22 protein-coding genes are annotated in these 21786 nt (G+C 36.3%); 16 read left to right on the forward strand and 6 right to left on the reverse strand.

Features of this window, described 5'->3' with window-relative positions:
* Window positions 1-67: 67 nt before the first annotated feature.
* On the reverse strand, window positions 68-355 hold the full coding sequence (locus BCELL_RS03615) for a 4a-hydroxytetrahydrobiopterin dehydratase (protein ID WP_013487317.1): 288 nt from the start codon (window positions 353-355) through the stop codon (window positions 68-70).
* Window positions 356-629: 274 nt separating this feature from the next.
* On the opposite strand from BCELL_RS03615, the gene BCELL_RS03620 reads away from it, so the two are divergent.
* From BCELL_RS03620 to BCELL_RS03660, 9 genes are all read left to right on the forward strand, one after another.
* Window positions 630-1673 (forward strand): glutathione S-transferase family protein, encoded by a 1044-nt coding sequence (locus BCELL_RS03620; RefSeq protein WP_013487318.1) that lies wholly within the window; start codon window positions 630-632, stop codon window positions 1671-1673.
* 2 nt (window positions 1674-1675) lie between these two features.
* A complete protein-coding gene (locus tag BCELL_RS03625) occupies window positions 1676-2176 on the forward strand; it encodes a GNAT family N-acetyltransferase (protein ID WP_013487319.1) in 501 nt (166 codons plus the stop codon).
* A 214-nt stretch (window positions 2177-2390) separates the two neighbouring features.
* Complete coding sequence (locus BCELL_RS03630) at window positions 2391-3140, forward strand: CPBP family intramembrane glutamic endopeptidase (protein ID WP_013487320.1); 750 nt, start codon at window positions 2391-2393, stop codon at window positions 3138-3140.
* A gap of 309 nt (window positions 3141-3449) precedes the next feature.
* A complete protein-coding gene (locus BCELL_RS03635; RefSeq protein ID WP_013487321.1) occupies window positions 3450-4586 on the forward strand; it encodes a sensor histidine kinase in 1137 nt (378 codons plus the stop codon).
* A 4-nt stretch (window positions 4587-4590) separates the two neighbouring features.
* The gene (locus tag BCELL_RS03640) at window positions 4591-5226 is read left to right on the forward strand and encodes a response regulator (RefSeq protein ID WP_013487322.1); all 636 of its coding nucleotides are present in this window, start codon (window positions 4591-4593) and stop codon (window positions 5224-5226) included.
* A 160-nt stretch (window positions 5227-5386) separates the two neighbouring features.
* Entirely contained in the window at window positions 5387-6319 is a 933-nt protein-coding gene (locus BCELL_RS03645; protein WP_013487323.1) for a daunorubicin resistance protein DrrA family ABC transporter ATP-binding protein, read from the forward strand.
* An 8-nt stretch (window positions 6320-6327) separates the two neighbouring features.
* Window positions 6328-7599: an ABC transporter permease gene (locus BCELL_RS03650; RefSeq protein WP_245546937.1), complete on the forward strand. Its 1272-nt coding sequence runs from the start codon at window positions 6328-6330 to the stop codon at window positions 7597-7599.
* On the forward strand, window positions 7599-8699 hold the full coding sequence (locus tag BCELL_RS03655) for an ABC transporter permease (RefSeq protein WP_013487325.1): 1101 nt from the start codon (window positions 7599-7601) through the stop codon (window positions 8697-8699). The genes BCELL_RS03650 and BCELL_RS03655 overlap by 1 nt, the downstream gene beginning before the upstream one ends.
* 56 nt (window positions 8700-8755) lie before the next feature.
* The gene (locus tag BCELL_RS03660; protein WP_013487326.1) at window positions 8756-9736 is read left to right on the forward strand and encodes an SDR family NAD(P)-dependent oxidoreductase; all 981 of its coding nucleotides are present in this window, start codon (window positions 8756-8758) and stop codon (window positions 9734-9736) included.
* A gap of 84 nt (window positions 9737-9820) precedes the next feature.
* Here BCELL_RS03660 and BCELL_RS03665 read toward each other — a convergent pair whose 3' ends face one another.
* The gene (locus BCELL_RS03665) at window positions 9821-11002 is read right to left on the reverse strand and encodes a helix-turn-helix domain-containing protein (RefSeq protein WP_157184168.1); all 1182 of its coding nucleotides are present in this window, start codon (window positions 11000-11002) and stop codon (window positions 9821-9823) included.
* A 175-nt stretch (window positions 11003-11177) separates the two neighbouring features.
* On the opposite strand from BCELL_RS03665, the gene BCELL_RS03670 reads away from it, so the two are divergent.
* From BCELL_RS03670 to BCELL_RS22425, 4 genes are all read left to right on the forward strand, one after another.
* Window positions 11178-13478 carry a glycoside hydrolase family 3 C-terminal domain-containing protein gene (locus BCELL_RS03670; RefSeq protein ID WP_013487328.1) on the forward strand — a complete coding sequence of 767 codons (2301 nt, stop codon included), beginning with the start codon at window positions 11178-11180 and terminating at the stop codon, window positions 13476-13478.
* Between the two features lie 157 nt (window positions 13479-13635).
* Window positions 13636-14820 (forward strand): IS256 family transposase, encoded by a 1185-nt coding sequence (locus BCELL_RS03675; RefSeq protein WP_013487329.1) that lies wholly within the window; start codon window positions 13636-13638, stop codon window positions 14818-14820.
* 409 nt (window positions 14821-15229) lie between these two features.
* Entirely contained in the window at window positions 15230-15721 is a 492-nt protein-coding gene (locus BCELL_RS03680) for a YajQ family cyclic di-GMP-binding protein (protein WP_013487330.1), read from the forward strand.
* A 416-nt stretch (window positions 15722-16137) separates the two neighbouring features.
* Window positions 16138-16287, forward strand: coding sequence for a hypothetical protein (locus BCELL_RS22425; RefSeq protein WP_013487331.1), 150 nt, complete (start codon window positions 16138-16140; stop codon window positions 16285-16287).
* 109 nt (window positions 16288-16396) lie between these two features.
* On the opposite strand, the gene BCELL_RS03685 is transcribed toward BCELL_RS22425, so the two are convergent.
* The 4 genes from BCELL_RS03685 to BCELL_RS03700 form a co-directional block, all read right to left on the reverse strand.
* Window positions 16397-16957, reverse strand: a complete 561-nt coding sequence (locus BCELL_RS03685; RefSeq protein ID WP_013487332.1) for an FAD-dependent oxidoreductase — start codon at window positions 16955-16957, stop codon at window positions 16397-16399.
* Between the two features lie 87 nt (window positions 16958-17044).
* On the reverse strand, window positions 17045-17671 hold the full coding sequence (locus BCELL_RS03690; protein WP_013487333.1) for an FMN-dependent NADH-azoreductase: 627 nt from the start codon (window positions 17669-17671) through the stop codon (window positions 17045-17047).
* A gap of 93 nt (window positions 17672-17764) precedes the next feature.
* On the reverse strand, window positions 17765-18199 hold the full coding sequence (locus tag BCELL_RS03695; RefSeq protein ID WP_013487334.1) for a MarR family winged helix-turn-helix transcriptional regulator: 435 nt from the start codon (window positions 18197-18199) through the stop codon (window positions 17765-17767).
* A 149-nt stretch (window positions 18200-18348) separates the two neighbouring features.
* A complete protein-coding gene (locus BCELL_RS03700; protein ID WP_013487335.1) occupies window positions 18349-18543 on the reverse strand; it encodes a hypothetical protein in 195 nt (64 codons plus the stop codon).
* Between the two features lie 113 nt (window positions 18544-18656).
* Here BCELL_RS03700 and BCELL_RS03705 point away from each other — a divergent pair, with 113 nt between their 5' ends.
* The 3 genes from BCELL_RS03705 to htpG all read left to right on the forward strand — a co-directional run bounded on the left by BCELL_RS03705 (window position 18657) and on the right by htpG (window position 21746).
* A complete protein-coding gene (locus tag BCELL_RS03705; protein ID WP_013487336.1) occupies window positions 18657-19094 on the forward strand; it encodes an NUDIX hydrolase in 438 nt (145 codons plus the stop codon).
* A gap of 5 nt (window positions 19095-19099) precedes the next feature.
* On the forward strand, window positions 19100-19735 hold the full coding sequence (locus BCELL_RS03710) for a histidine phosphatase family protein (RefSeq protein ID WP_013487337.1): 636 nt from the start codon (window positions 19100-19102) through the stop codon (window positions 19733-19735).
* Between the two features lie 130 nt (window positions 19736-19865).
* Window positions 19866-21746, forward strand: coding sequence for a molecular chaperone HtpG (gene htpG, locus BCELL_RS03715; RefSeq protein WP_041808594.1), 1881 nt, complete (start codon window positions 19866-19868; stop codon window positions 21744-21746).
* Window positions 21747-21786: the final 40 nt, after the last annotated feature.

Here is a 21786-nt window from a genome sequence, read left to right on the forward strand (position 1 = left end):
AAATTGTGGAACACGTAGTTTTGAGAACGGCACTATATTTCTTCAAAGCAGCTTTAGTTGTTCTTTATTATTCCTCGTACGTTTGATCAAACTGTTGGGCTAAACTAGTATCAAGAGCAGTGAGTCCTTTTGCTCTCCAAGATGTTAATCTAACTTTTATTAACTTATAATCGATAGATATAAATGGATGATGGTTTGCTTCTTCTGAGATGCGAGCTATTTTTTGTACAAAGGCAATGCCATCTAAGTACTCTTTGAAACGGTAGCTCTTTTCTATCCACTTTTTATCCACAAGCTTCCACCCCTTATTTATAGATAAAAAATGTTCGATTTCCTTTTCTGTTAATTGATCCATATCATGTTCCTCCCAGCGTTTTAAAATTCCTAATTTTAGTTTAAAGCGTTATTATATGCTACGCAATCTGTATTTTTAATTGATAAGGTAATGTAATGAATGTGTGCGCATATGCCCTTAAGTAAATAAAAGGTACGATGGAGCCGCGTCATCCCCCCTTGAACAAAAAGCCATTAATTGCTTTTACAATCAAAGTCAAAGTATATTTCTTGACTTCAAACTATATCGATACTAAAATGCATTAAACTAAAATGTCTCAAGGAGATGAATAGGAATGGAAAAAAGTAACGATGTAAGCTGCGCTATAAATAGTCCGAAAATACAAAAAGATAGCTTAGTAAATAAGCCAAAAGAAATTTCTGAGGATGGAACATTTAAGAGACAAACAAATCGCTTTACTACTCCATTTGGAGAAGGGGAAGGTGAGCTACCTATTGAAGAGGGACGTTATCGACTATTATGGTCCCAAGCATGCCCGTGGGCTCACCGAGCAGTAATCGTAAGGAAAATACTCGGACTTGAAGAAGTAATTAGCCTTGGTACAGCTAGTCCAATGCGTCCGAAGATTGATCGTGTTGACTGGGAGTTCTCTTTAGACAAAGGAGACAGGGATCCTGTTTTAGATATTCAATACGTAAGTGAAGTGTATGTAAATGCAGATCAAAATTACTCTGGACGTCCTACAGTACCAGTCATGGTAGATGTAAAAACAAAGAAGGCAGTGAACAACGATTATTTTAAACTAACAAACTACTTTGAGACTGTTTGGCAAAGATATCATAAACATGGTGCACCTGATCTTTATCCAAAAAATTTACGCTCAGATATTGATGCAATGAATGACAGTATTTTTCATAACGTAAATAATGCTGTTTATCAATGTGGCTTTGCTCATTCACAGGAAGCATATGAGGAATCCTTTAATCGTCTTTTTGCTAAACTAGAAGAATTGGAACAGCATTTATCAACAAACCGTTTTTTATTTGGGGATTACATCACTGATTCGGATGTTCGTCTCTATACGACTTTAGTACGTTTTGACGTGGCTTACTATAATGGTTTTAATACAAATCTCAAGTTAATCAAGGAGTATCCAAATTTATGGGGCTACGTTCGTGATTTATATGATACACCAGGTTTTGGCGATACGACAGACTTTGATGCAATAAAAAGGCATTACCACTTATCTATTACGATAAATCCAGATAAAACAGAGGTTAGCATTCTTCCTAAAGGTCCTGATTTGTCTGTATGGGATTTACCACATGAGCGAGAAAAGTTAAGTGAAAAAGAAGAAAAATTTATCGTTAGGAGTTAAATATGATAATACGAGATGCTTTCAAAGAGGAGATCCTTTTCATTCGTAAACAAAGAGTATTAGCATATGAAGAACATGCATCATTGATTTCAGAAAATCATTGGCTAGAACTTAAACAGGCAATCTCATCACAATCTGACGTTCAACCTGGAGTAGATTTAATTGTAGCCGTCATAAATGAAAAAATAGTTGGTAGTGTTGCACTTTTTCCAGCGAAGATCGATGCGTATGAAGGGTTCGTAGAAAAACTAGATTATCCTGAAATTAGAATGCTAGCTGTTTCTTCAGAAGCGAGAGGGAAAGGGGTAGCAGCAGCTTTAGTGAAAGAGTGTATTCATCGTGCGCGAAGAAGAGGATATAGTGAGATTGGCTTGCACACCGCCGATTTTATGAAAGGTGCGTTAAAACTATATGAAAAACTTGGCTTTAAGAGGTTACCAGAATATGATTTTGAACCAGCTGATGATGGGATCATTGTAAAGGCTTTTAAATTATCTTTATAAGAATGGGATTGGTTTTTACCTGTATCCTAGCAATCTACTGATAGTACCAGAAATACCACAGAGTAATAGAATGGAAAAATTATGAAAAAAGTGTAGAGGCAATGAAGTAGAAACGATACAATGATAGGAGAAATTGTTGCTAAAAAAAAGCCCGATGATATGCAGCATTAGTAGAAGTAATTATAATACAAATTATTAGAAAAGAGAGAGAGACATGGACTTAAAAGATGAAAATGTAGTAACGAAAGAAAATGTAGATAGTGAGAGAGAGCCTCAGTTACCTTTAGGCTGGGGGAAGTATATTTTATTCTTTTTAACTTTTTTTGGTTTTACAATTGTGTTAGGGATTATCGTTGGTATTATTTTTGCTATTATCGATTATGCCAATGGAAGTAATTTGCTAGAAGAAGGTATTACTTATTATCTTCTTTTAGAAGGAATAGCAATTGTGCTTGCGATTCTGATATTTAAAAGTGTACGCAATTTTTTAAAGGGTGCCTTTTCCTTTAAGCCTTTAAAGCAGGGGAAAACATATTTATTTTTATTAGCGGCGTTCGTGATCAACTTCGTTGCTCAATTTTTAATAATGAATGTATTTCAACTCGAAGACGGTACCGGCCAAGTGGATACATTCGCACTTGGTGACATTTCCTTTCATTGGCTAAATATATTCTTCCTTTATTTAGGGTTTACTATCGTTACACCTATAAAAGAGGAAATATTGTACCGAGGACTATTACACGGTTTTCTAGCTAGAAGATATCATTTTTTAATTGGGCTTGTCGTGTCATCTGTGATTTTTGGGTTACTTCATACAGGCCATGTATTTAGTGCAACAATATCAGGGGTCATTATGGTGTTATTGTATAGATTTAGCCAATCACTGATAATACCGATATTGTTCCATATACTGTGGAATATGTATGCTGTTACTGGATTGTTATTATACGTGAACAACTTATAATTGGTCCATATGAAAGAAGATCCAATAGGGGATTTAGTGTATATCATCAACACTAATTCTTCCTGTTGGATCTTTTTTCTTTAAGAGAGAAGAAATTTGGCAGTGGAATTTTATCGCCGTGCGTACTAGCGAGAAGAGCACTCACTAGTACTTTAAGAGCTACGGCGAAATTTCACTGCTTCTAAGAAAAGACTAAAAAGGAGCTTCACCAAGCTCGTTTTTAGTTTTTCTTAAAAGATAATGTCTAAAAATAGTAGTATAATAAATGAGAATAAACGGATTGTCGGAAAAGAGTGAGAAGGGAGAGAAATGATGAGATCGTTTTGGTTATGGCTAATATTATTAATTATAGCTTGGCTATTTGCACTTACATACTCAACAACTAATTTATTTGAAATGCCTCTACGACTAATTTCGTGTACGATATTTTTCGCTTTGTTTTTCCTCTCTCCTCTTTTTGATAAAAAAGAAAATGTGTATACGATTATACTAGCTATCGCATCACTATTTACGATTATTTCGTTATGGCCAATGAAGGGACAATCGCCTAACCCATATACAATTATTGTTTTCTCTATTATTGCAGGGAACGCGGTACAGCGCCTTAAGTCGTTTCAAGCTTTAATTATAGGAGCTATCTTGTTCATAGGGTTAATCATTCCACACTTTTTTCACTATCCAACATATCCACTCCTCTATATTATGTTATATACGGCTTTAGTAACGATTGGATTAACAGCCTATAAGATGACATTAACGAACGAAGAAGTCTTACAAGAAAAAAATGAAGCGTTGTTAAGTGAATATCGAAGACTAAAGAGACGGATAGCTTCTGATGAGAAGGATGCTCGTCAGGAAGAGCGAGCAGAAATAGCTCGGGAAATTCATGATTCCGTTGGTCATAGACTGACTGCTCTGTTAATGCAGTTGGAAGTGTTTCGTATGCAAGCTCAATCGGAAGAAAAAGAAAAAATACAAGAGCTAAAGCTTCTTGCTAAAGAGAGCTTAGAAGAAACAAGAAATGCAGTTAAAACGTTAAAGCATGAGGATGTAGGAGGGTTAACTGCAATTATTAACCTAATTAGAAGGCTTGAGGCAGAAAGCTTTATAAAAGTGAATTTTTCTATTAGACATGGTGCACTGTCTGTACCACTTAGAAATGAGCAAGCGGTTGCTGTTTATCGTGCTGTTCAGGAAGCATTAACGAATATGATGAGGCATAGTCGATCACGTCATGTCGATATTGTATTTGAAGCGCCTGCTGGTAGCGTATTTCGTTTTGAAGTTTCTAATCCAACTACGGAAAAAACAGAATTGCACGAAGGATTTGGTTTAACGTCAATGCGGGAGAGAATTGAACAAGCAGGTGGAAACTTAGAGATAAATGTATATAAAGATGTTTTTCTAGTAAGGGGAACCTTTCCATTGCTCGATAAAGAGAGGTGATAACATGATTCACATATTATTGGCTGAAGATCAAGGAATGGTGCGACACGGTTTAAAAATGATGATAGAAACTGACACAGAGTTCAAAGTAACTGGGGAAGCAAGTAATGGGAAAGAGGCAGTGATGCTCTGTGAGCAGCATCGTTATGATTTAATCATTTTAGATATTCGTATGCCTGTGATGGATGGATTAGAGGCAGCAAGGTTGATTCGATCTAGGTGGCCCGACATGAAAGTTTTCATACTCACTACCTTTAATGATGATAATTATGCCCTTGAGGCACTTAAAAGTGGAGCTTGTGGTTATATGCTTAAGGATGCCGAACCAGAAGAATTGATTCGCTCTATACGTAGCTGCTTAGCAGGCGGTTTATCGTTGCAAGATCATGTAGCGGCAAAGGTAATGCCTCGACTAATTAAGCAATCGACAGAGGAAGTGAAGGTAGATCCATCCCTTACCCCTCGTGAGCTAGATATTATTAGAAAAATCGGAGAAGGACGAAGCAACAAGGAGATTGCTATGCAATTATCTCTATCAGTAGGCACGGTCAAAAATCACATTAGTATCATCTTGGATAAGCTAGAACTACGTGATCGAACGCAAATCGCAATTTATGCGATTAAACATCATGTCGTTTAGTGAACTAATATTGAAACATAAAAATGACTAAAGTCATGGTAAAACTAAAAACTAGTGACTGAAGACAGTGGGAGCACTGTCTTTTTCTATGTATACTCAATGCAGAACGAGCAAGAGGGTTATTTTATTGCATTCGTTTTTAATAAGGAGGTAAATGAAGATGCTTGAAACGGAAGAGCTACGCAAAGTGTTTAAAGGGAAAACGGCTGTCGATGGAGTTAACCTGTATATGGACAAAGGCGAATCAATCGGTCTATTAGGACCAAACGGTGCGGGGAAATCAACAACGATATCTATGATCTCATCTTTAGTAAAACCAACTTCAGGAGATGTTAGGTTACATGAAAAAAGTGTCATTAAAGAACCGAGTCGTATACGTAGAGTATTAGGAGTTGTTCCACAAGAGATAGCATTATATGAAGAACTAACAGCCTATGAAAATCTAAAGTTCTTTGGGCGAATTTACGGGTTAAAAAGTAAAAGCTTAGAAAAGAAAATAGAAGAAGTGCTGTATCTAGTAGGATTAGAAGAGCGTAAAGACGATATTATAAAAACATATTCGGGTGGTATGCAGAGACGTATTAATATTGCTGCTGCTATGCTTCATGACCCGGAGATTCTAATCATGGATGAACCGACTGTAGGGATTGATCCGCAATCTAGGAGTCATATTTTAGACATGGTGAGGGATTTAAATCAGAAAAAAGGAATGACCGTTTTATATACTAGTCATTATATGGAAGAAGTAGAGAGATTATGTGATCGTGTCTACATTATGGACCATGGTAGGGTTATAGCTTCGGGGACGAAGGACGAACTAAAAAGTATTTTATCTGGAGAAGAAACGATACTAATAGATTTTGACAGACAGTATAAAGCACTTTTTCTAGAGTTGCAGTCACATCATAGTATTCTTCAAGCGATTGAAACAGATAAAGGAATAAAGCTAATTGTACCTAAAGGGAGTAACTTACTAAGTACAATCTTTCAAATTGCTGAAAAACATCAAGCTAAAATATTAAATGTAAATGTACAAGTCCCAACGTTAGAGGATGTATTTTTACATTTAACTGGTCGTAAGTTGAGAGATTAGGAGGTTAGATGATGAATAACTTTTTAATAAAAGACATCCTAGTTATTGTTCGTGAGCGTTCCGAGTTGTTCATTCTCTTACTTATGCCATTTATCCTAATTGGAATATTAGGATTTGCACTACGTGGTGTACTAGGAGGAGAGATAACGGCACTACAAATGACAGTAGCCATTGTTCAAGAGGATGTTGAACAAGATGGTATGAAGCAATTTGCTGAGGAGATTTCAGAACGACAACTGCCAGTAGAGATAACGAATGAATTACAGGCAATAGCAGATGAAGTGAGCCCTATTCAGTTAGTGAATAGTGTACTCGAAGAAGAAACACTAAAAGAAATGATTGCAGTTGAAGAAATGCAAGCGGAAGAAGCGGAAGCTGCACTTATTAATGGTGATGTTATTGCGACACTTACTGTTCCTGAAAATTTCACTTACGATACTCTAAGAAAAATGATATTTGAGGAGGGGGAAGGAAGTGAATTAAAAATAACAGTAAATGAGTTTGGCTCCCTTCGTGCGAGTATTTTTGAGGATATCATTACTGGGGTTGCAAGGAGTCTTAATTTAGAGACTGCAATTGCTCAAGCATCTGGTGAACCAGTACCATTCCTTATAGAAAACAGAGAATTAGGTGGAATTGAGACAATCAACGCCAAAGAACCGGTGACGTCGTTTCAATATTACACGATAGCAATGGCAGTAATGTTTGTTTTATATGTTGCCTCGACGATTTCAAGTAAAGCATATGTGGAAAAGCAGCAGCACGTATTTAACAGAATTCTATTATCAGGTACTGCGCCAATCGCTTACTTAGGTAGTAAATCTATCTCGGCAAGTGTGCTTGCATTTATTCAACTTAGTATACTTTTTAGTTTATCTACATTATTGTTTCAACCATTTGAATTAGACCTTCAATTTTGGTTAGGAATGGTTGTTATTACAGCTATGTTGGCACTATGTATTGGTGCTATTGCTGCGTTTTTAACAGCTTTAACGATAAAATTTAATAGTGAATCGGTTTCTAGCTTTTTTTCGGGAGGGGCAGTCTCAATTTTAGCTTTTGTAGGAGGGAGCTTTATACCTACATCAGAAATATCGCCACTACTTTCATCGATAGGGTCATGGACGCCAAACGGTGCAGCTTTAAATGTTTATCTCACTTGGATGCAGGGGTTCGAATGGGCAGCATTACTTTCTCCTCTTGTATTATTAGCTGTACAGTCAATTGTTTTCTTCCTTGTTAGTATCATCATTTTTCCAAAAAGGAGGGCGGTCTCCTAATGAAATCCGTATTTTTGCTTCAGTGGCAACGATTTCGTAGATCTCCAATATTAGTTGTATCATTTTTTGTTTTAACTGTCGTTTTTGTATTTTTTTTGGCAGGTTCAGCACCAGGAAGTCAAATGACAATATATACGTATGCTGTTCATTCGTTAGGCGAGGAAGAGCGTGATCAATGGTTGTCGTTATTGAATGAATCCGACATTTATGAATTCAAACTGGTAGAGGAATCAGAGGCAAGAAGGGCTGTTACTGATAGAGATATAAATGTAGCTGTGCAATTAATGGAAGATGATTATCGTTTTTTAATAGCTACTGATGATCCTAATAGACATCTCATAGAAGGCCATGTCAATCAAGTTTTTTCCGAGGAATTAAGGTTAAGAGAGGTAGAGGAGTTAGGGGCTGAAAGTACCTTTCGCCAAGAGGTAGAGAAGCTTCAAGATGAACCTGTTCTTAATGTTGAAACATCCCTTTTAGGTGGGGGAGAAGGCTCCTTTCAAGATGATGAGCGGCTACAAGTTTTAGTAGGGATGACATTGTATTTTGCTGGGTTTACGATCATGTTTTGTTTAGTAAATGTATCTGAAGAGAAAAGAGCCGGTACGTGGAACAGATTGATTGTCTCTCCTTTAAGGAAATGGCAAATTTACATTGGTCACCTTTTGTATTGCTTTATGATCGGCTATGCACAGATTTTAGCAGTTTTTCTTCTTTTTAAATATGTACTAGGGTTTGATATGGGTGATCGCTTTGGTACGGTGTTATTCGTGATTGGATGCTATGTATTTGCTATCGTAGCGTTAGGAATGCTTCTCATTGGGATAGTAAAAACGACGCAACAGCTCCAAGCGATTATTCCGATTGTGTCTACATCGATGGCAATGCTCGGAGGAGCATTTTGGCCAATAGAAATCGTAACCAATGAAATAATGCTGATGCTATCTAAAGGAATGCCGATATTATATGGAATTGAAGCGGTTAAAGGAGCTGCGATGTATGATAGAGGAGTATTCCAGTTATTAGAACCAATTTCTATCATGTTGTTATTTGGCGTCGTTTGCATGGGAGTAGGAATTAATCTGATGGAGCGCAGGTAAGGGGTATCGTATAATATTCTTTAGGGGGAGCGAATAAAAAGTTTGGAGGAAAAGAGATGAATAAGGATCTCATCGTTGTCATTACTGGAGCTAATTCAGGTATTGGAAAAAAAGCAGCGCTAACATTTGCTAAAGAAGGATATTCAGTTGTTATGGCATGTCGTAACTTGGAAAAGAGTAAGGAAGTATTTGAAGAAATACTGGCTGAGACGAAAAATGAACGAGTAACGCTTATGGAGCTTGATGTATCTTCATTTGATTCTATCAAATTATTTTGTAGTCACTTTAAAAAGCAATACGAAAAACTAGATATTCTTATTCATAATGCTGCATATTTTAACCACGGTTCGCCTTACCAATTAAGTGCCGACAATATTGAATTAACTTATGCTACAAATGTATTTGGTCCTTATTTACTTACTGTACTTTTATTAGATCACTTAAAGAGATCTGAAGATGCTAGAATACTCCATGCAAGTAGTAATATTGTTAAGCATTTTTTTGACGAGAAGAAAGAACTAGCTCTATATAATTTACTAGAAGAGAAAAAGAAACACAGTGTATATGAGATGTATTGCAATTCAAAGATGGCATTGGTCATACTAACTTTTAAAATGGCAGAAGAACTAAAAAAAGAAAATATTATGGTAAATGCAATTCAAATAAATGGAGCAAAAATGTCGAAGGAAACGCTTCAAAAAGTCACGTTTGGCTGGAGAATGATTGCAAGAGTTCAAAATCTATTTTTTCCACCGACTTCTTATATATCAGATAGCTACTTTCACATATGTACTTCTGAGAAGCTTCATGGTGTTACTGGACAGCTTATAAATGATAAACGAGAGATAATGGAGCCAGCCTCTATAAATCCGAGCTTGAAGGAACAAATAAAACAATTAAAGAGATCCGATGTTTATCCAATATATGCTACAAAACGAGAAACACAACAATTGGTTTGGGATCTCTGTTCTTCATTAACAGGGCGAACGATATCAGGAGAGATAAAGGAAGAAAAGAGGCCCTCCCATATTTTATAGAATAACTTTGAAACCACTACCCTAGAAGCACATAGCTTAAAGGTTGACTCAAAAGTAAAAAATATTGAGTCAACCTTTTTCCTTTTAAACTGTCCCCATACGATCTCTAAATCTTTTTGGCGTAGTCCCGGTCACTTTCTTAAATACTTTTGTAAAGTAGCTTTGATCAGGAAAATTGAGCCACGTAAAAATATCAGAAATTGAGTATGTTGATAATAGTAATAAATTCTTTGCTTCATCTATTTTAGTTTGTTGTATATATTCACTAAGAGAGATGCCGACCTCTTTTTTAAAGAGCACAGATAAGTATGAAGGATTTAAATTAACTTCGTGTGCTAAATGAGCTAATGTGATATCTTCGTATAAATATTGATGGATATAATGAATACATTCTGTAATTTCTTTTTTATATTGTTGCTCATTTACTTCTTTTACTTTTACAGCAAAAGTATAATAAGCTTCACTTAAAAGGTTGCGAAGTGCTATAATATCTGTTACTTCTTCGATTTTGAGAATAAATACATCGCTTAATGTATAAGCTAACTCAGAGTACAATCTGCCCTCAATAGCCGCCCTCGTAGCTAAGGTGACACCAGCTATTGCTAAGTTTTTTTGACTCCTTAAATAACTCGATTTTGATAATACGCCGAAATTTTCATCAGGAAGTATATGGAGGTTCTTTTTAATTTCTTCAGGTTGTCCATTCTTAATGTAATTGAAAAACTTTTTTTCTAATGATGGATCATGATGAAACGTCATGTTCTCTCTGTTTTTTATCATAGACACTTTACTTGTCTCTGTATGTGCTTGTGATAGGTTATCCTCTTGTCGTATATTACTTACAATGAGCTTTTTTCTGTAGATGAAGTAGTATAAAACACTGCATATTTGATATAATTTTTTTTGCTTTACTGCAGGCAATTTGCCGTAATAGTTTTTTATTTTGCCACGATTTATCATCACTTTTTGGTCACTAATGATTCCGTCGATTTCCACCTCTGAAAACTTACTAAAGGTGGAAGGACCTATAACAATCTTCCCTAAATACTTATTGGACTCGATTAAGTTAAGAAAAATATAATTCTCCAAAAATAAAGTAGTCTTTATTATAGGGATAGTAGCTGTTTCATCCCGAACACCACATGCTTGGAGTAACTCACCTATCGTATGAAAAAAAGGAGACATCTCTTGATTCTCGTTTGCTTCATAAGTAATATGTCCGGATTGATCTACAAAAAGTATTGGTAACTCAAAAGTTTCATACATGATATCTACTATATCTTTAATAGCTTTCAGCGCAATCACCTACTTTTTTATAAAAGGATATAAAATAAACACCAAAAAACTAAAAATTATACAATAACTATACCATAAGTTTTACTATTCTAGTAATGAAAACGCTTTTAATTTATGTGAGAACTAAATTGAAGGAGGAGCAAAATTGACTAGGAAAATACAAGAGATAATTAAAGAAATGACGTTAGAAGAAAAAGCAGGCTTATGCTCTGGATTAAACTTTTGGCATTTAAAAGGAATTGAAAGATTAGGGATACCTTCAGTAATGGTAACGGATGGCCCACACGGGTTGAGGAAACAACAGGAAGGGGCTGACCATTTAGGATTATATAATAGTGTTCCATCTACTTGTTTTCCATCAGCGGTTGGTTTAGCTAGTACGTGGGATCGCAAACTAATCTATGACGTAGGCGTAGCTTTAGGTGAAGAATGTCAGGCAGAGGATGTGGCAGTTTTATTAGGACCTGGGGCAAATATTAAGCGTTCCCCTTTATGTGGTCGTAACTTCGAATATTTCTCAGAAGATCCATACTTATCAACTGAAATGGCAGCAAACCATATTAAAGGTGTACAGAGTCAAGGTGTTGGAACTTCTTTAAAGCATTTTGCAGCTAACAATCAGGAGCACCGTCGTATGTCTGTAGATGCTGTTATCGACGAGAGGACGTTAAGAGAAATTTATTTAGCAAGCTTCGAAGGTGCAGTTAAGGAAGGACAGCCATGGACAGTGATGTGTTCATACAATAGAGTCAATGGTGTTTATGCTTCTGAAAGTGAAAGGCTACTAACTGAAATTTTAAGAGATGAATGGGGATTTGAAGGCTTCGTAGTATCCGATTGGGGTGCTGTAAATGAAAGAGTAGACGCTCTAAAAGCTGGCTTGGAGCTTGAAATGCCTTCCAGTAATGGGCTAGGAGACAAAAAAATTGTCGCGGCAGTGAAGGATGGCTCGTTATTAATGGAGACGCTTGATCAAGCGGTAGAACGTCTATTAACAATAATTTTTAAATATGTTGATAACAAAAAAGAGAATGCAAGCTACGATAAGGATGAACATCACCTACTAGCACGTAAAGTAGCAAGTGATGGAATGGTTTTATTAAAAAATGAAGAGAATGTTTTACCGCTTCAAAAGGATAGTAAAATTGCAATACTTGGTGAATTTGTTGAGAAACCACGTTTTCAAGGTGGTGGTAGCTCACATATAAATCCTACGAAATTAGAAAATGCTTTAGATGAAATGAAAATGCTTGCTGAAAATGAAAGCAATATTTCTTACGCTAAGGGATACACATTAGATAGCAACGATACAGATCAATCCTTACTAGATGAGGCGATAGAAGTAGCAAAAAATGCTGATACTGCAGTGTTGTTTGTTGGTCTTCCTGATCGTTTTGAGTCTGAGGGCTATGATAGAGAGCATTTACGCATTCCTGATAATCATCGTGCACTCATAGAAGAGGTTAGTAAAGTACAGCCTAATGTAGTTGTCGTTTTGAGTAATGGCTCACCTATTGAAATGCCTTGGCTAGGAAATGTAAAGGCTGTTTTGGAAGGGTACTTAGGTGGTCAAGCTACTGCAGGTGCCATTGCTGATTTACTATACGGAAAAGTGAGTCCAAGTGGAAAGCTTGCTGAAACATTCCCACAAATGCTCGAGCATAATCCATCTCACTTAAACTTCCCAGGTGAAGGGGATAAGGTAGAATACAAGGAAGGGATATTTGTTGGCTACCGTTATTATGACACGAAAAAGGTAGAGCCATTGTTCCCATTTGGGTTTGGACTTAGCTATACGCAATTTGAGTATTCAAATATACAAGTGTCTAAAAGTAACATTACTGATGAAGAATCGATAGACATTACAGTTACAGTGAAAAACGTTGGTTCCGTTCCTGGGAAAGATGTTGTTCAGCTTTATGTAAGAGATGTGAAAAGTAATGTCATTCGCCCTGAAAAGGAATTAAAGGGCTTTGAGAAAGTGGAACTTAAGCCAGGTGAGGAGAAGCAAGTACAATTTTCACTAGATAAGCGTTCCTTTGCTTACTATAATACAGAAATTCAAGATTGGCATGTTGAAACGGGAGACTTTGAGTTGCTAGTTGGAAAATCTTCTAAAGATATTGTATTATCTGAAACAGTCCATGTTACATCTACTGTTGATTTGCCATTTAAGGTTCATCGTAATTCAACAGCCGGGGACATACTTGCACACCCAGAGTTGGCACCAGTTTTCCAAGAGTATATGGCAAACGTAATGACAGAAGGTCCTTTCGCTAACATAAAAGAAGGGGACGATGGCTACGACATGTTTATGGCGATGATGCGCTATATGCCAATTAGAGGCATGGTGGCATTTAACTCTGAGAAATTCTCAGATGAAATGCTAAATGAATTAATAAATAAATTAAACCGTGCTGCAGAGGATGCGGTGAAATCTAAATAGGGTTTGAGTTTGTCCTGAAGGTGTTTACCTTTGGGACAAACTTTTTTTTAATGTGTGGGATTAAGTCCATATAATTGTGTAAAAAGAAAAGGGCCACTATCAAGTACCCCATGTTACAATGTTTTCGACCAAAAAAACAAACAGGGAGGTAATGATAGTGACTCAAATCAATTTTACATTAGATTTAGCAGATCTTAAAGAAAAAATTCAGGAAAGTACACTTGAAGCTACCGTGAAAGCTTCAGCTACATTAGCGCTTAATGAACTCATGAAGAAAGAACAGGAGGAACATATACAGGCTAATTCATATGAACGTTCTTCAGAACGTAAGGGTTATCGAAATGGCTCATATAGTCGTTCACTAATGACTTCTGCTGGAACGCTCCTATTAGATGTTCCAAGAACGCGAGATGGGGAATTCAGTCCATCAGTATTTAAGAAATACGAGCGTATTGACCAGGCATTTATGATTGCTATGATTGAGATGGTTGTAAATGGAGTTTCAACGAGAAATGTTCAGAAAGTCGTCCATCACTTCTGTGGGAAAAAAGTCTCCAAATCTCTTGTTTCTGAACTGATGAAAGAGTTGGATCCAGTGGTGGAGAAATGGCGGAACAGTCCATTAAATACTCAACACTTCCCTTATGTCTATGCCGATGCCATGTATATCAAAGTCAGAGAAGGCGATAGAGTCGTCTCCAAAGCGCTGCACATCGCTACTGGTGTCTCTTCTGCCGGTAAGAGAGAAGTACTAGGTATGAAAATTTCAAATGGTGAATCCAAAGATACGTGGACTGAGTTCTTCGACGAGTTAAAGGCCAGAGGCCTTCAGAGACCTCAGCTTGTGATATCTGATGCCCACGCTGGGCTTGTTTCTTCAATCAGGTCTAGTTTTGCTGGAACGTCGTGGCAACGCTGTTATTTTCATTTGTCCCGCAATGTGGTAGGGTTGTTACCTAAAAAAGGATCCAAAGAAATGAAGGCACAAATCAAGGATATCTTTGACGCCCCTACGCTCGATCAGGCAAGAGAACGTAAAAATAAACTGATAGATGCTTATGGTGAAGAAAAAAAGTATGAATCAGCCATGGCGCTATTAGATGAAGCTTTTGATGATACAACCCAATACTACCAGTATCCTGCGCATCACCATATTCGCTTACGTACTAGTAACAGTATTGAACGACTGAACCAAGAAGTTCGCAAAAGGGAAAAAACAATTAAAATTTTTCCTAATTTAGCCTCTGCTACTAGATTAATAGGGGCGATTTTAATGGATATTGACCAGACATATGCGAACGCCAGAAATGTCTTTTTAAACATGGAAGAAAAAGTGAAATAAAAAATATAGAATTAATTGGAAAATTTTTGCCCCCCTCGGGGGGCAACCCCTGAAAGTTCAAAACCTAAAAGACCCATTCTACCTTCGGTAGAATTTATTATATACAGGTTAAAACATTGTATTTTACTTTTACACATAAGTAAGGACTTGACTGGAGGATATGGCTGAGTGGTAATGAATTGAGTTTTAAAATCCCATTAGAAGAGGAGACCGTTCCTGAGTGGCTATGAACCTAAGTTTAAAAACCAGTTAGAGGAGCAACGCCCTCCTGAGTGGCCAAGAAACAAGTTAAAAAAACCTTGAGAGAAGGAGCACCCTCCCGAACGGTTATAAAAAACCCGTTAGAAGTTGTATTTCCCCATCATTTTCCAATATAATAAAGCTATATAATAGTATGGAGGTATTACACATGGCGAAGGATAGTTCGTTTGATATCGTTTCACAAGTAAATATGGAAGAAGTAAAAAATGCAGTTTCTTTGGCATCAAAAGAGATTCAAAATCGTTATGACTTCAAAGGGAGTAAAAGTAGCATTTCAGTAGACGAAGAAGAGCTAGTATTAGTATCTGATGACGAGTACAAACTTGAGCAACTAAAGGATGTTTTACTTAGCAAGTTGATAAAAAGAGACGTATCTGTAAAAGCATTAGAATATGGAAAGTTAGAAGGTGCTTCGGGCGGAACTGTACGTCAGCGTGCAAAAATTCAGCAAGGCATTGATAAGGAACAGGCGAAAAAGATTAACACAATTATAAAAAATAGTGGTGTAAAGGTAAAAAGTCAAATTCAAGATGATCAAATTCGTGTTAGTGGTAAAAATAGAGATGACTTGCAAGCAATTATTGCTGCAGTTAAAGAAGCGAATTTATCGATTGATGTTCAATTTATTAATTATCGTTAAAGCTGTACATATAGTGGGCATTTTAAAGGGCACTGAAAAAGTGAAAGAGCATCACTTTTTCAGTGCTCTTTGATTTTACCTATTGAGTCTCGCTTATGCAATGTTTAGAACCGCCGCAGTCAGCTAAAAGCACACTATAGGCTCTTATAGTAGGCGCACGGCGAGTGTAGCCATTGCCGGTACTTTTACTAGCTTATCAACACCTACATAATTGAACAGTTCATTTTCTCAAAAAGTTGAGAGTGATGAACTGTTTATTTATTTAGAAGTGTATAAATGTGGTGTTATAAGAAGGTGCGAGAACAGCAAGCAATCCCTATTAAATGAATTAGGAAAAAGCCACAATAGCTTCTAGAAAAAAACAAAATAAACATTTTAGTTTAAAAATTCTGTATAATTACATTAGGAGGTGTTTTATGGGAACTAATAATATACTAAACTATTATAATGGAAGCGGTAGCATCCCTGTTCCACAGATTTGTAATGAGAAGAAACATATTGTAAGTCCAGATCATACACCTAGCAATCATTTGAAGTATCCAGTTTTTCCCTATAAAAATCATTAAAAATAGAAATAGTTAAGGTGAAAGTGTAAAAGAGGGCACTGAAAAAGTGAAAAAACACCACTTTTTCAGTGCCCTCAAAAATGACCTTGAGTCATCCTTTTCTTATTTATTAGCTTAATAAATCATGATCAACGTAACGCTCACCATTCAACTCACTAATGATATTAATGGCAACTGCAGCACCGTGACCGGCAGTTATGATTGTATGAACACTTACACCCGCAACAGTACCAGCTGCCCAAACACCATCGACACCTGTTTTTCCATCATTATCAACTTTTACAATTGTTTTAATGCGTGGTTCAGTTCCATCAATTAAAGTCACGCCGAGCTTTTCAGCAACGTCAGTTAAGACACCAGTTGCTAACAGGACATGCTTCGTTTCAAATGATTGTCCTTCAGTTTCAACTGTAAACCCTTCCGCAGATTTCTCCACATTTGTTACTGCTTGCCCTACAAATTCTGCGCCATGTTTAACAGCTTGTTTTTTTCCAGTCTCGAGAAGTGTAGGACCTTCGATACCATCAACACCATAGTGATTCTCTACCCATGCTCTTTTCGTTAAGCTTTTGTCGCTATCAACTAGAAGCGTTTTCTTACCTGCCTTTGCAGTGAAAAGCGCCGCACTAGCACCAGCCGGTCCAGCTCCAATAATGATTACATCATACATTTTACATACCTCCAGCATAGAATAATTTTATATGTAAAAGAGGACTACATATTGCAATCCTCTCGTCCAACCTTAGTTGTGTGTCTATTAAAAGTTTTTAGCTATCGTTTCTGCTTTTTCAATACCAGCTGCAACAATTTCTTCTGTTTTGTCTGGGAATTGGTTATGACCTTCAACAATGACTGTTGTAGGATTTTGGATTCCCCAGAACCCTAATACTGCTTGCACATATGTTACTGCGTGCTCGACAGCTTGCGCAGGTCCTTCAGAATAAATACCACCTCTAGCATTTAATAAAACTACCTTTTTATCTCCAGCTAATCCGATTGGACCTTCTGCAGTATAACGGAATGTTTTACCAGCTTGTGATAAATAATCAAAATACGTGTGTAGTACAGCAGGTACAGTAAAGTTCCAAAGTGGGAATGCAATAACTACTTTGTCAGCAGCTAAAAATTGCTCTAAATAGCCATTTACATTATTAGCAATTGCCGTTTCTTCAGGTGTTAATTCCATGCCATTACCTGCTTTGAACATTGCATTAATAACTGTAGCATCATAATAAGCTAGATTTTCTTCGAACAAATCTAACTCTGTAATGGAATCTTGCGGATTTGCTTCTTTATAGCTACGTAAGAAAGCCTCATAAAGCTTTACACTTACTGCTTGATCAGCTGGTCTATTGTTTGCTTTGATAAATAAAACGTTTGTCATGTTAAAACCTCCAAGATGTAGTATATAAATAGTTGTTATAGCAACTAAATACGCAAAAAAAGTTGTTGTAGCAACAATATATGATACGGAAAGCTATAAAAGGCAATCCACATTTTTACTTATTTTCGTTAATGTTTCTTCCAGTAGCTTTAGTTCTTCTTTTGAAATTCCGTGGATCACTTTATCATTAAAATCTTCAGCAATCGGAATTACTTTTTCACCAAGTTCTCTACCTTCTTGTGTTAAAAATAATTTAACGGAACGGCGATCTTCACTGCAGTTAACTCTATGAACGAAACCTTTTTGTTCAAGGTTTACAGCCATGCGAGCGATATTCGTTTTGTCTTTTTTTAGCTTTTGGGAAATTTGATGCTGACTTTGTCCATCTTTCTCCCAAAGAAGAAGCATAATTAAATTCTGCTCTGGTGCTATGTTGAATGCTTCTAATTTATTTTTGATATAGCTCGTTAAGTGCAAATCAGTTTGGTGGATCTTAATACTAATATAATCATTTAATGATAGCCTCAAAAGAATCCCTCACAATGAAAAAAAGTTGCTATACATACCAATTACATTTTTATAGTATAGGGGGAAAAGTTAGTGAAGTCAACAGCTGACCATTTTATTAGCTGTGGTAATTTCTGTACACATTTTGAGTAAAGAGCAGCAATATATATTTATTTTTTCTCTGTCAACTTTTTTACTTTGTAAAGGCGATACCCACTACCTATTGAAAGTATAGCCCCTATAATAGCGTACATATGTGCTCTATCCGTATCAAAGACATTTAGTAAGGAAGAAATAATCACAATGACCCCAAATAACAATATGAAAACATCAAAGCTTGCCTCAAATTTTTTATAGTTATTCATGATTGACCTCCACGTTATCTTTATACAATGATACAACAATAAATTAAAATATACTAATGTGAAGGCTAAGGTCGTTAGGGGCTTTTTAAGATATACTAAAGGAGGAATAGTGGGTGAAGGGGGGATATGACGTGCTAACGGATCAGCAGATGATAGTAGCAGTGAAGGGAATAATCTATCATAAAGGAAAGGTGCTACTATTAAAACGTTCACTAGAAGAACAATCAGGTGCTGGAGAATGGGAAATTCCCGGTGGAAAAATTGAATTTGATGAAAAATTAGAAGAAGCACTTCAACGTGAGTCAAAGGAAGAAATAGGTCTGGACACTAAAGTCGAGGAACTTCTATATGCGACGACATTTAAAACAGATCTACATAGACAAATTATCCTTCTCGTCTATTTGTGTGTAACAAAGGGGGAGGAGGTAACGTTATCTGATGAGCATTCTGAGTACATATGGGCTGATGAGGAAGAATTACGTCTCAGACTACCACAACGTATTATCGAGGAATGGGAAGAAAATAATGTGTTTAAACGTATGAAAGGATAACTAATATGGTAAAGATTTTTATAACAAGGCACGGAGAAACGAAGTGGAATATTGAGAAAAGGCTCCAGGGAGCATTGGATTCCGAGTTAACTGAAAAAGGAGTAGCTAATGCTATTGCTCTAGGGGAGAGATTGAAAAACATCAACTTTCATGCAATACATTCTAGCACTAGCCAACGTGCCTTTCATACAGCTCAGCTAATCTCTAGTAAAAATAAAGGGATTCCTATTATAAAGGAAGAGAACTTAAGAGAAATATCTTTTGGCGATTGGGAAGGCTTAACATCAGTGGAGATCGAGACAAAGTCTAAAGACAATTTTTCTCGTTTTTGGAATGCTTCTCATTTGTATGATCCTCTGCCTCATCAAGCGGAAAGTCTTAGCCATTTAAGAATGAGAGTCCAGAAAGTTATTGATACAATGATAACCAGTTATGAAAGTGGAAGTGTACTTATTGTTACTCATGCTGTTGTTATTCGTATCCTATTGAATATATTTGAGAAGAAAAAGACGTTTGAAAACATGTGGGATGGCCCGTTTATCAATGGGACAAGTTTAACAATAGTAAATGTTTCTAATGGGAAATTTGAAATTGAGCTAATAGGTGACGATTTACACGTAAAAGGACATGAAGAAAAATAGGTACATATGTTGACATAGAAATGTGATTATGTAAAATATTAAATAGATTTAGCACTCGGTAGGTTTAAGTGCTAATAATGAAAGGATAAAATATTTTTATATTACAGAAGGGAGAGAACCATCAATGGCAGTGGCAAAAAAAGAATTTCAAGCCGAATCTAAACGATTATTAGAAATGATGATTAACTCTATTTATACACAAAAGGAGATCTTTTTACGAGAGTTAATTTCTAACGCTAGTGATGCGATGGATAAAATTTATTATAAGGCGCTGACGGATGATTCATTAACTTTTAATAAGGATAGCTACTACATAAAAATATCAGCGGACAAAGAAAATCGGACGTTGACGATTACAGATACAGGGATAGGTATGACGAAGGAAGAGCTAGAAAGTAATCTTGGTACGATTGCAAAAAGTGGCTCACTAGCTTTTAAAAACGAAAATGAAATTAAAGACGGTCACGACATTATTGGTCAATTTGGTGTTGGGTTCTATTCTGCTTTTATGGTTGCCGACAACGTAACAGTCATCACGAAAGCGCTAGGAAGTAACGAGGCCTATAAATGGGAGTCTAACGGTGCTGATGGTTATACGATAGAACCAACTGAAAAAGACGAGATAGGAACAGAAATCACAATAAAGGTAAAAGACAATACGGATGATGAAAGCTATGACGAGTTTTTAGAGGAATACCGTTTAAAAGCGGTCATCAAAAAATATTCAGACTTCATTCGTTATCCAATTAAAATGGATGTAAAGGTGAGTAAGCCAAAGGAAGATGCTGATAACGAATTCGAAGAGGTAGAAGAAGAGCAAACGATAAATAGCATGGTACCAATTTGGAGAAAAAATAAGAGCGAGCTTACTGATGAGGACTATCAAAACTTTTATCAAGAGAAGCACTATGGTTTTGACAAGCCGTTAAAGCACATTCATATTAGTGTAGATGGAGTCGTACGATATAACTCAATCCTTTTCATTCCAGAAAACATGCCGTTTGATTATTACTCGAAGGAGTTTGAGAAAGGGCTAGAGCTTTATTCAAGTGGCGTGTTGATTATGGAAAAGTGTGCGGACTTACTCCCAGACTACTTTAGCTTTGTGAAAGGGATGGTAGACTCAGAAGATTTGTCGCTTAACATCTCAAGAGAAATGCTACAGCATGATCGGCAGTTAAAGCTGATTGCCAAAAATATAAAAAATAAAATTAAAAGTGAACTGCAAGGCCTTATTAAAAACGATAGAGAAAAATACGAAAAATTTTATGAGTCGTTTGGTCGACAGCTAAAATACGGTGTCTATAGTGACTTTGGTGCAAATAAGGACGACTTAAAAGATTTATTAATGTTTTACTCTTCAACAGAGAAGAAACTGGTGACATTAGATGACTATGTATCAAGAATGCCAGAGGATCAAAAGTACATTTACTATGCAACTGGCGAATCTAATGAAAGAATTGAAAAGCTACCACAAACTGAATTAGTTGCTGATAAGGGTTATGAAATTCTTTACTTTACTGAAGATATTGACGAGTTTGCAATTAAAATGCTTTTGAACTATAAGGAAAAGGAATTTAAATCCGTATCGAGTGGTGACTTAGGATTAGAGTCAGAGGAAGAGAAAAAAGAGCTAGAGAAGGACGCAACAGAAAATAAAGAATTGTTTGACCATATGAAGTCCCTCCTTTCTGACAAAGTAAAACAGGTACGCGCATCAAAACGTTTGAAGTCTCATCCTGTTTGTTTAACAGCAGACGGTGAAGTGACGATAGAAATGGAAAAAGTATTACAACAAATGCCTGATAATCAAAATGTCAAAGCAGATAAAGTGTTAGAAATAAACGTTAAACATGACGTATTCAATTCCTTAAAAGATGCTTTTGAAAGTGATAAAGACAAGTTAAGTCTCTACACGAATTTACTTTATAATCAGGCTTTACTTATTGAAGGTTTACCAATTCAAGACCCAGTTGAATTTACGAATGATGTTTGTAAAATAATGAAATAAAGCTATTGCTGATGAGGGTGACTCCATTTTTATATATGGG

Origin of the sequence: Evansella cellulosilytica DSM 2522, assembly GCF_000177235.2 — a bacterium.
Taxonomy (GTDB): domain Bacteria; phylum Bacillota; class Bacilli; order Bacillales; family Salisediminibacteriaceae; genus Evansella; species Evansella cellulosilytica.

Excerpts from the sequence above, each read along its gene's own strand:
- BCELL_RS03615 (WP_013487317.1), bottom strand. The coding sequence starts at position 355 with ATGGATCAATTAACAGAAAAGGAAATCGAACATTTTTTATCTATAAAT.
- BCELL_RS03620 (WP_013487318.1), top strand. The coding sequence starts at position 630 with ATGGAAAAAAGTAACGATGTAAGCTGCGCTATAAATAGTCCGAAAATA.
- BCELL_RS03625 (WP_013487319.1), top strand. The coding sequence starts at position 1,676 with ATGATAATACGAGATGCTTTCAAAGAGGAGATCCTTTTCATTCGTAAA.
- BCELL_RS03630 (WP_013487320.1), top strand. The coding sequence starts at position 2,391 with ATGGACTTAAAAGATGAAAATGTAGTAACGAAAGAAAATGTAGATAGT.
- BCELL_RS03635 (WP_013487321.1), top strand. The coding sequence starts at position 3,450 with ATGATGAGATCGTTTTGGTTATGGCTAATATTATTAATTATAGCTTGG.
- BCELL_RS03640 (WP_013487322.1), top strand. The coding sequence starts at position 4,591 with ATGATTCACATATTATTGGCTGAAGATCAAGGAATGGTGCGACACGGT.
- BCELL_RS03645 (WP_013487323.1), top strand. The coding sequence starts at position 5,387 with ATGCTTGAAACGGAAGAGCTACGCAAAGTGTTTAAAGGGAAAACGGCT.
- BCELL_RS03650 (WP_245546937.1), top strand. The coding sequence starts at position 6,328 with ATGATGAATAACTTTTTAATAAAAGACATCCTAGTTATTGTTCGTGAG.
- BCELL_RS03655 (WP_013487325.1), top strand. The coding sequence starts at position 7,599 with ATGAAATCCGTATTTTTGCTTCAGTGGCAACGATTTCGTAGATCTCCA.
- BCELL_RS03660 (WP_013487326.1), top strand. The coding sequence starts at position 8,756 with ATGAATAAGGATCTCATCGTTGTCATTACTGGAGCTAATTCAGGTATT.
- BCELL_RS03665 (WP_157184168.1), bottom strand. The coding sequence starts at position 11,002 with ATGTATGAAACTTTTGAGTTACCAATACTTTTTGTAGATCAATCCGGA.
- BCELL_RS03680 (WP_013487330.1), top strand. The coding sequence starts at position 15,230 with ATGGCGAAGGATAGTTCGTTTGATATCGTTTCACAAGTAAATATGGAA.
- BCELL_RS22425 (WP_013487331.1), top strand. The coding sequence starts at position 16,138 with ATGGGAACTAATAATATACTAAACTATTATAATGGAAGCGGTAGCATC.
- BCELL_RS03685 (WP_013487332.1), bottom strand. The coding sequence starts at position 16,957 with ATGTATGATGTAATCATTATTGGAGCTGGACCGGCTGGTGCTAGTGCG.
- BCELL_RS03690 (WP_013487333.1), bottom strand. The coding sequence starts at position 17,671 with ATGACAAACGTTTTATTTATCAAAGCAAACAATAGACCAGCTGATCAA.
- BCELL_RS03700 (WP_013487335.1), bottom strand. The coding sequence starts at position 18,543 with ATGAATAACTATAAAAAATTTGAGGCAAGCTTTGATGTTTTCATATTG.
- BCELL_RS03710 (WP_013487337.1), top strand. The coding sequence starts at position 19,100 with ATGGTAAAGATTTTTATAACAAGGCACGGAGAAACGAAGTGGAATATT.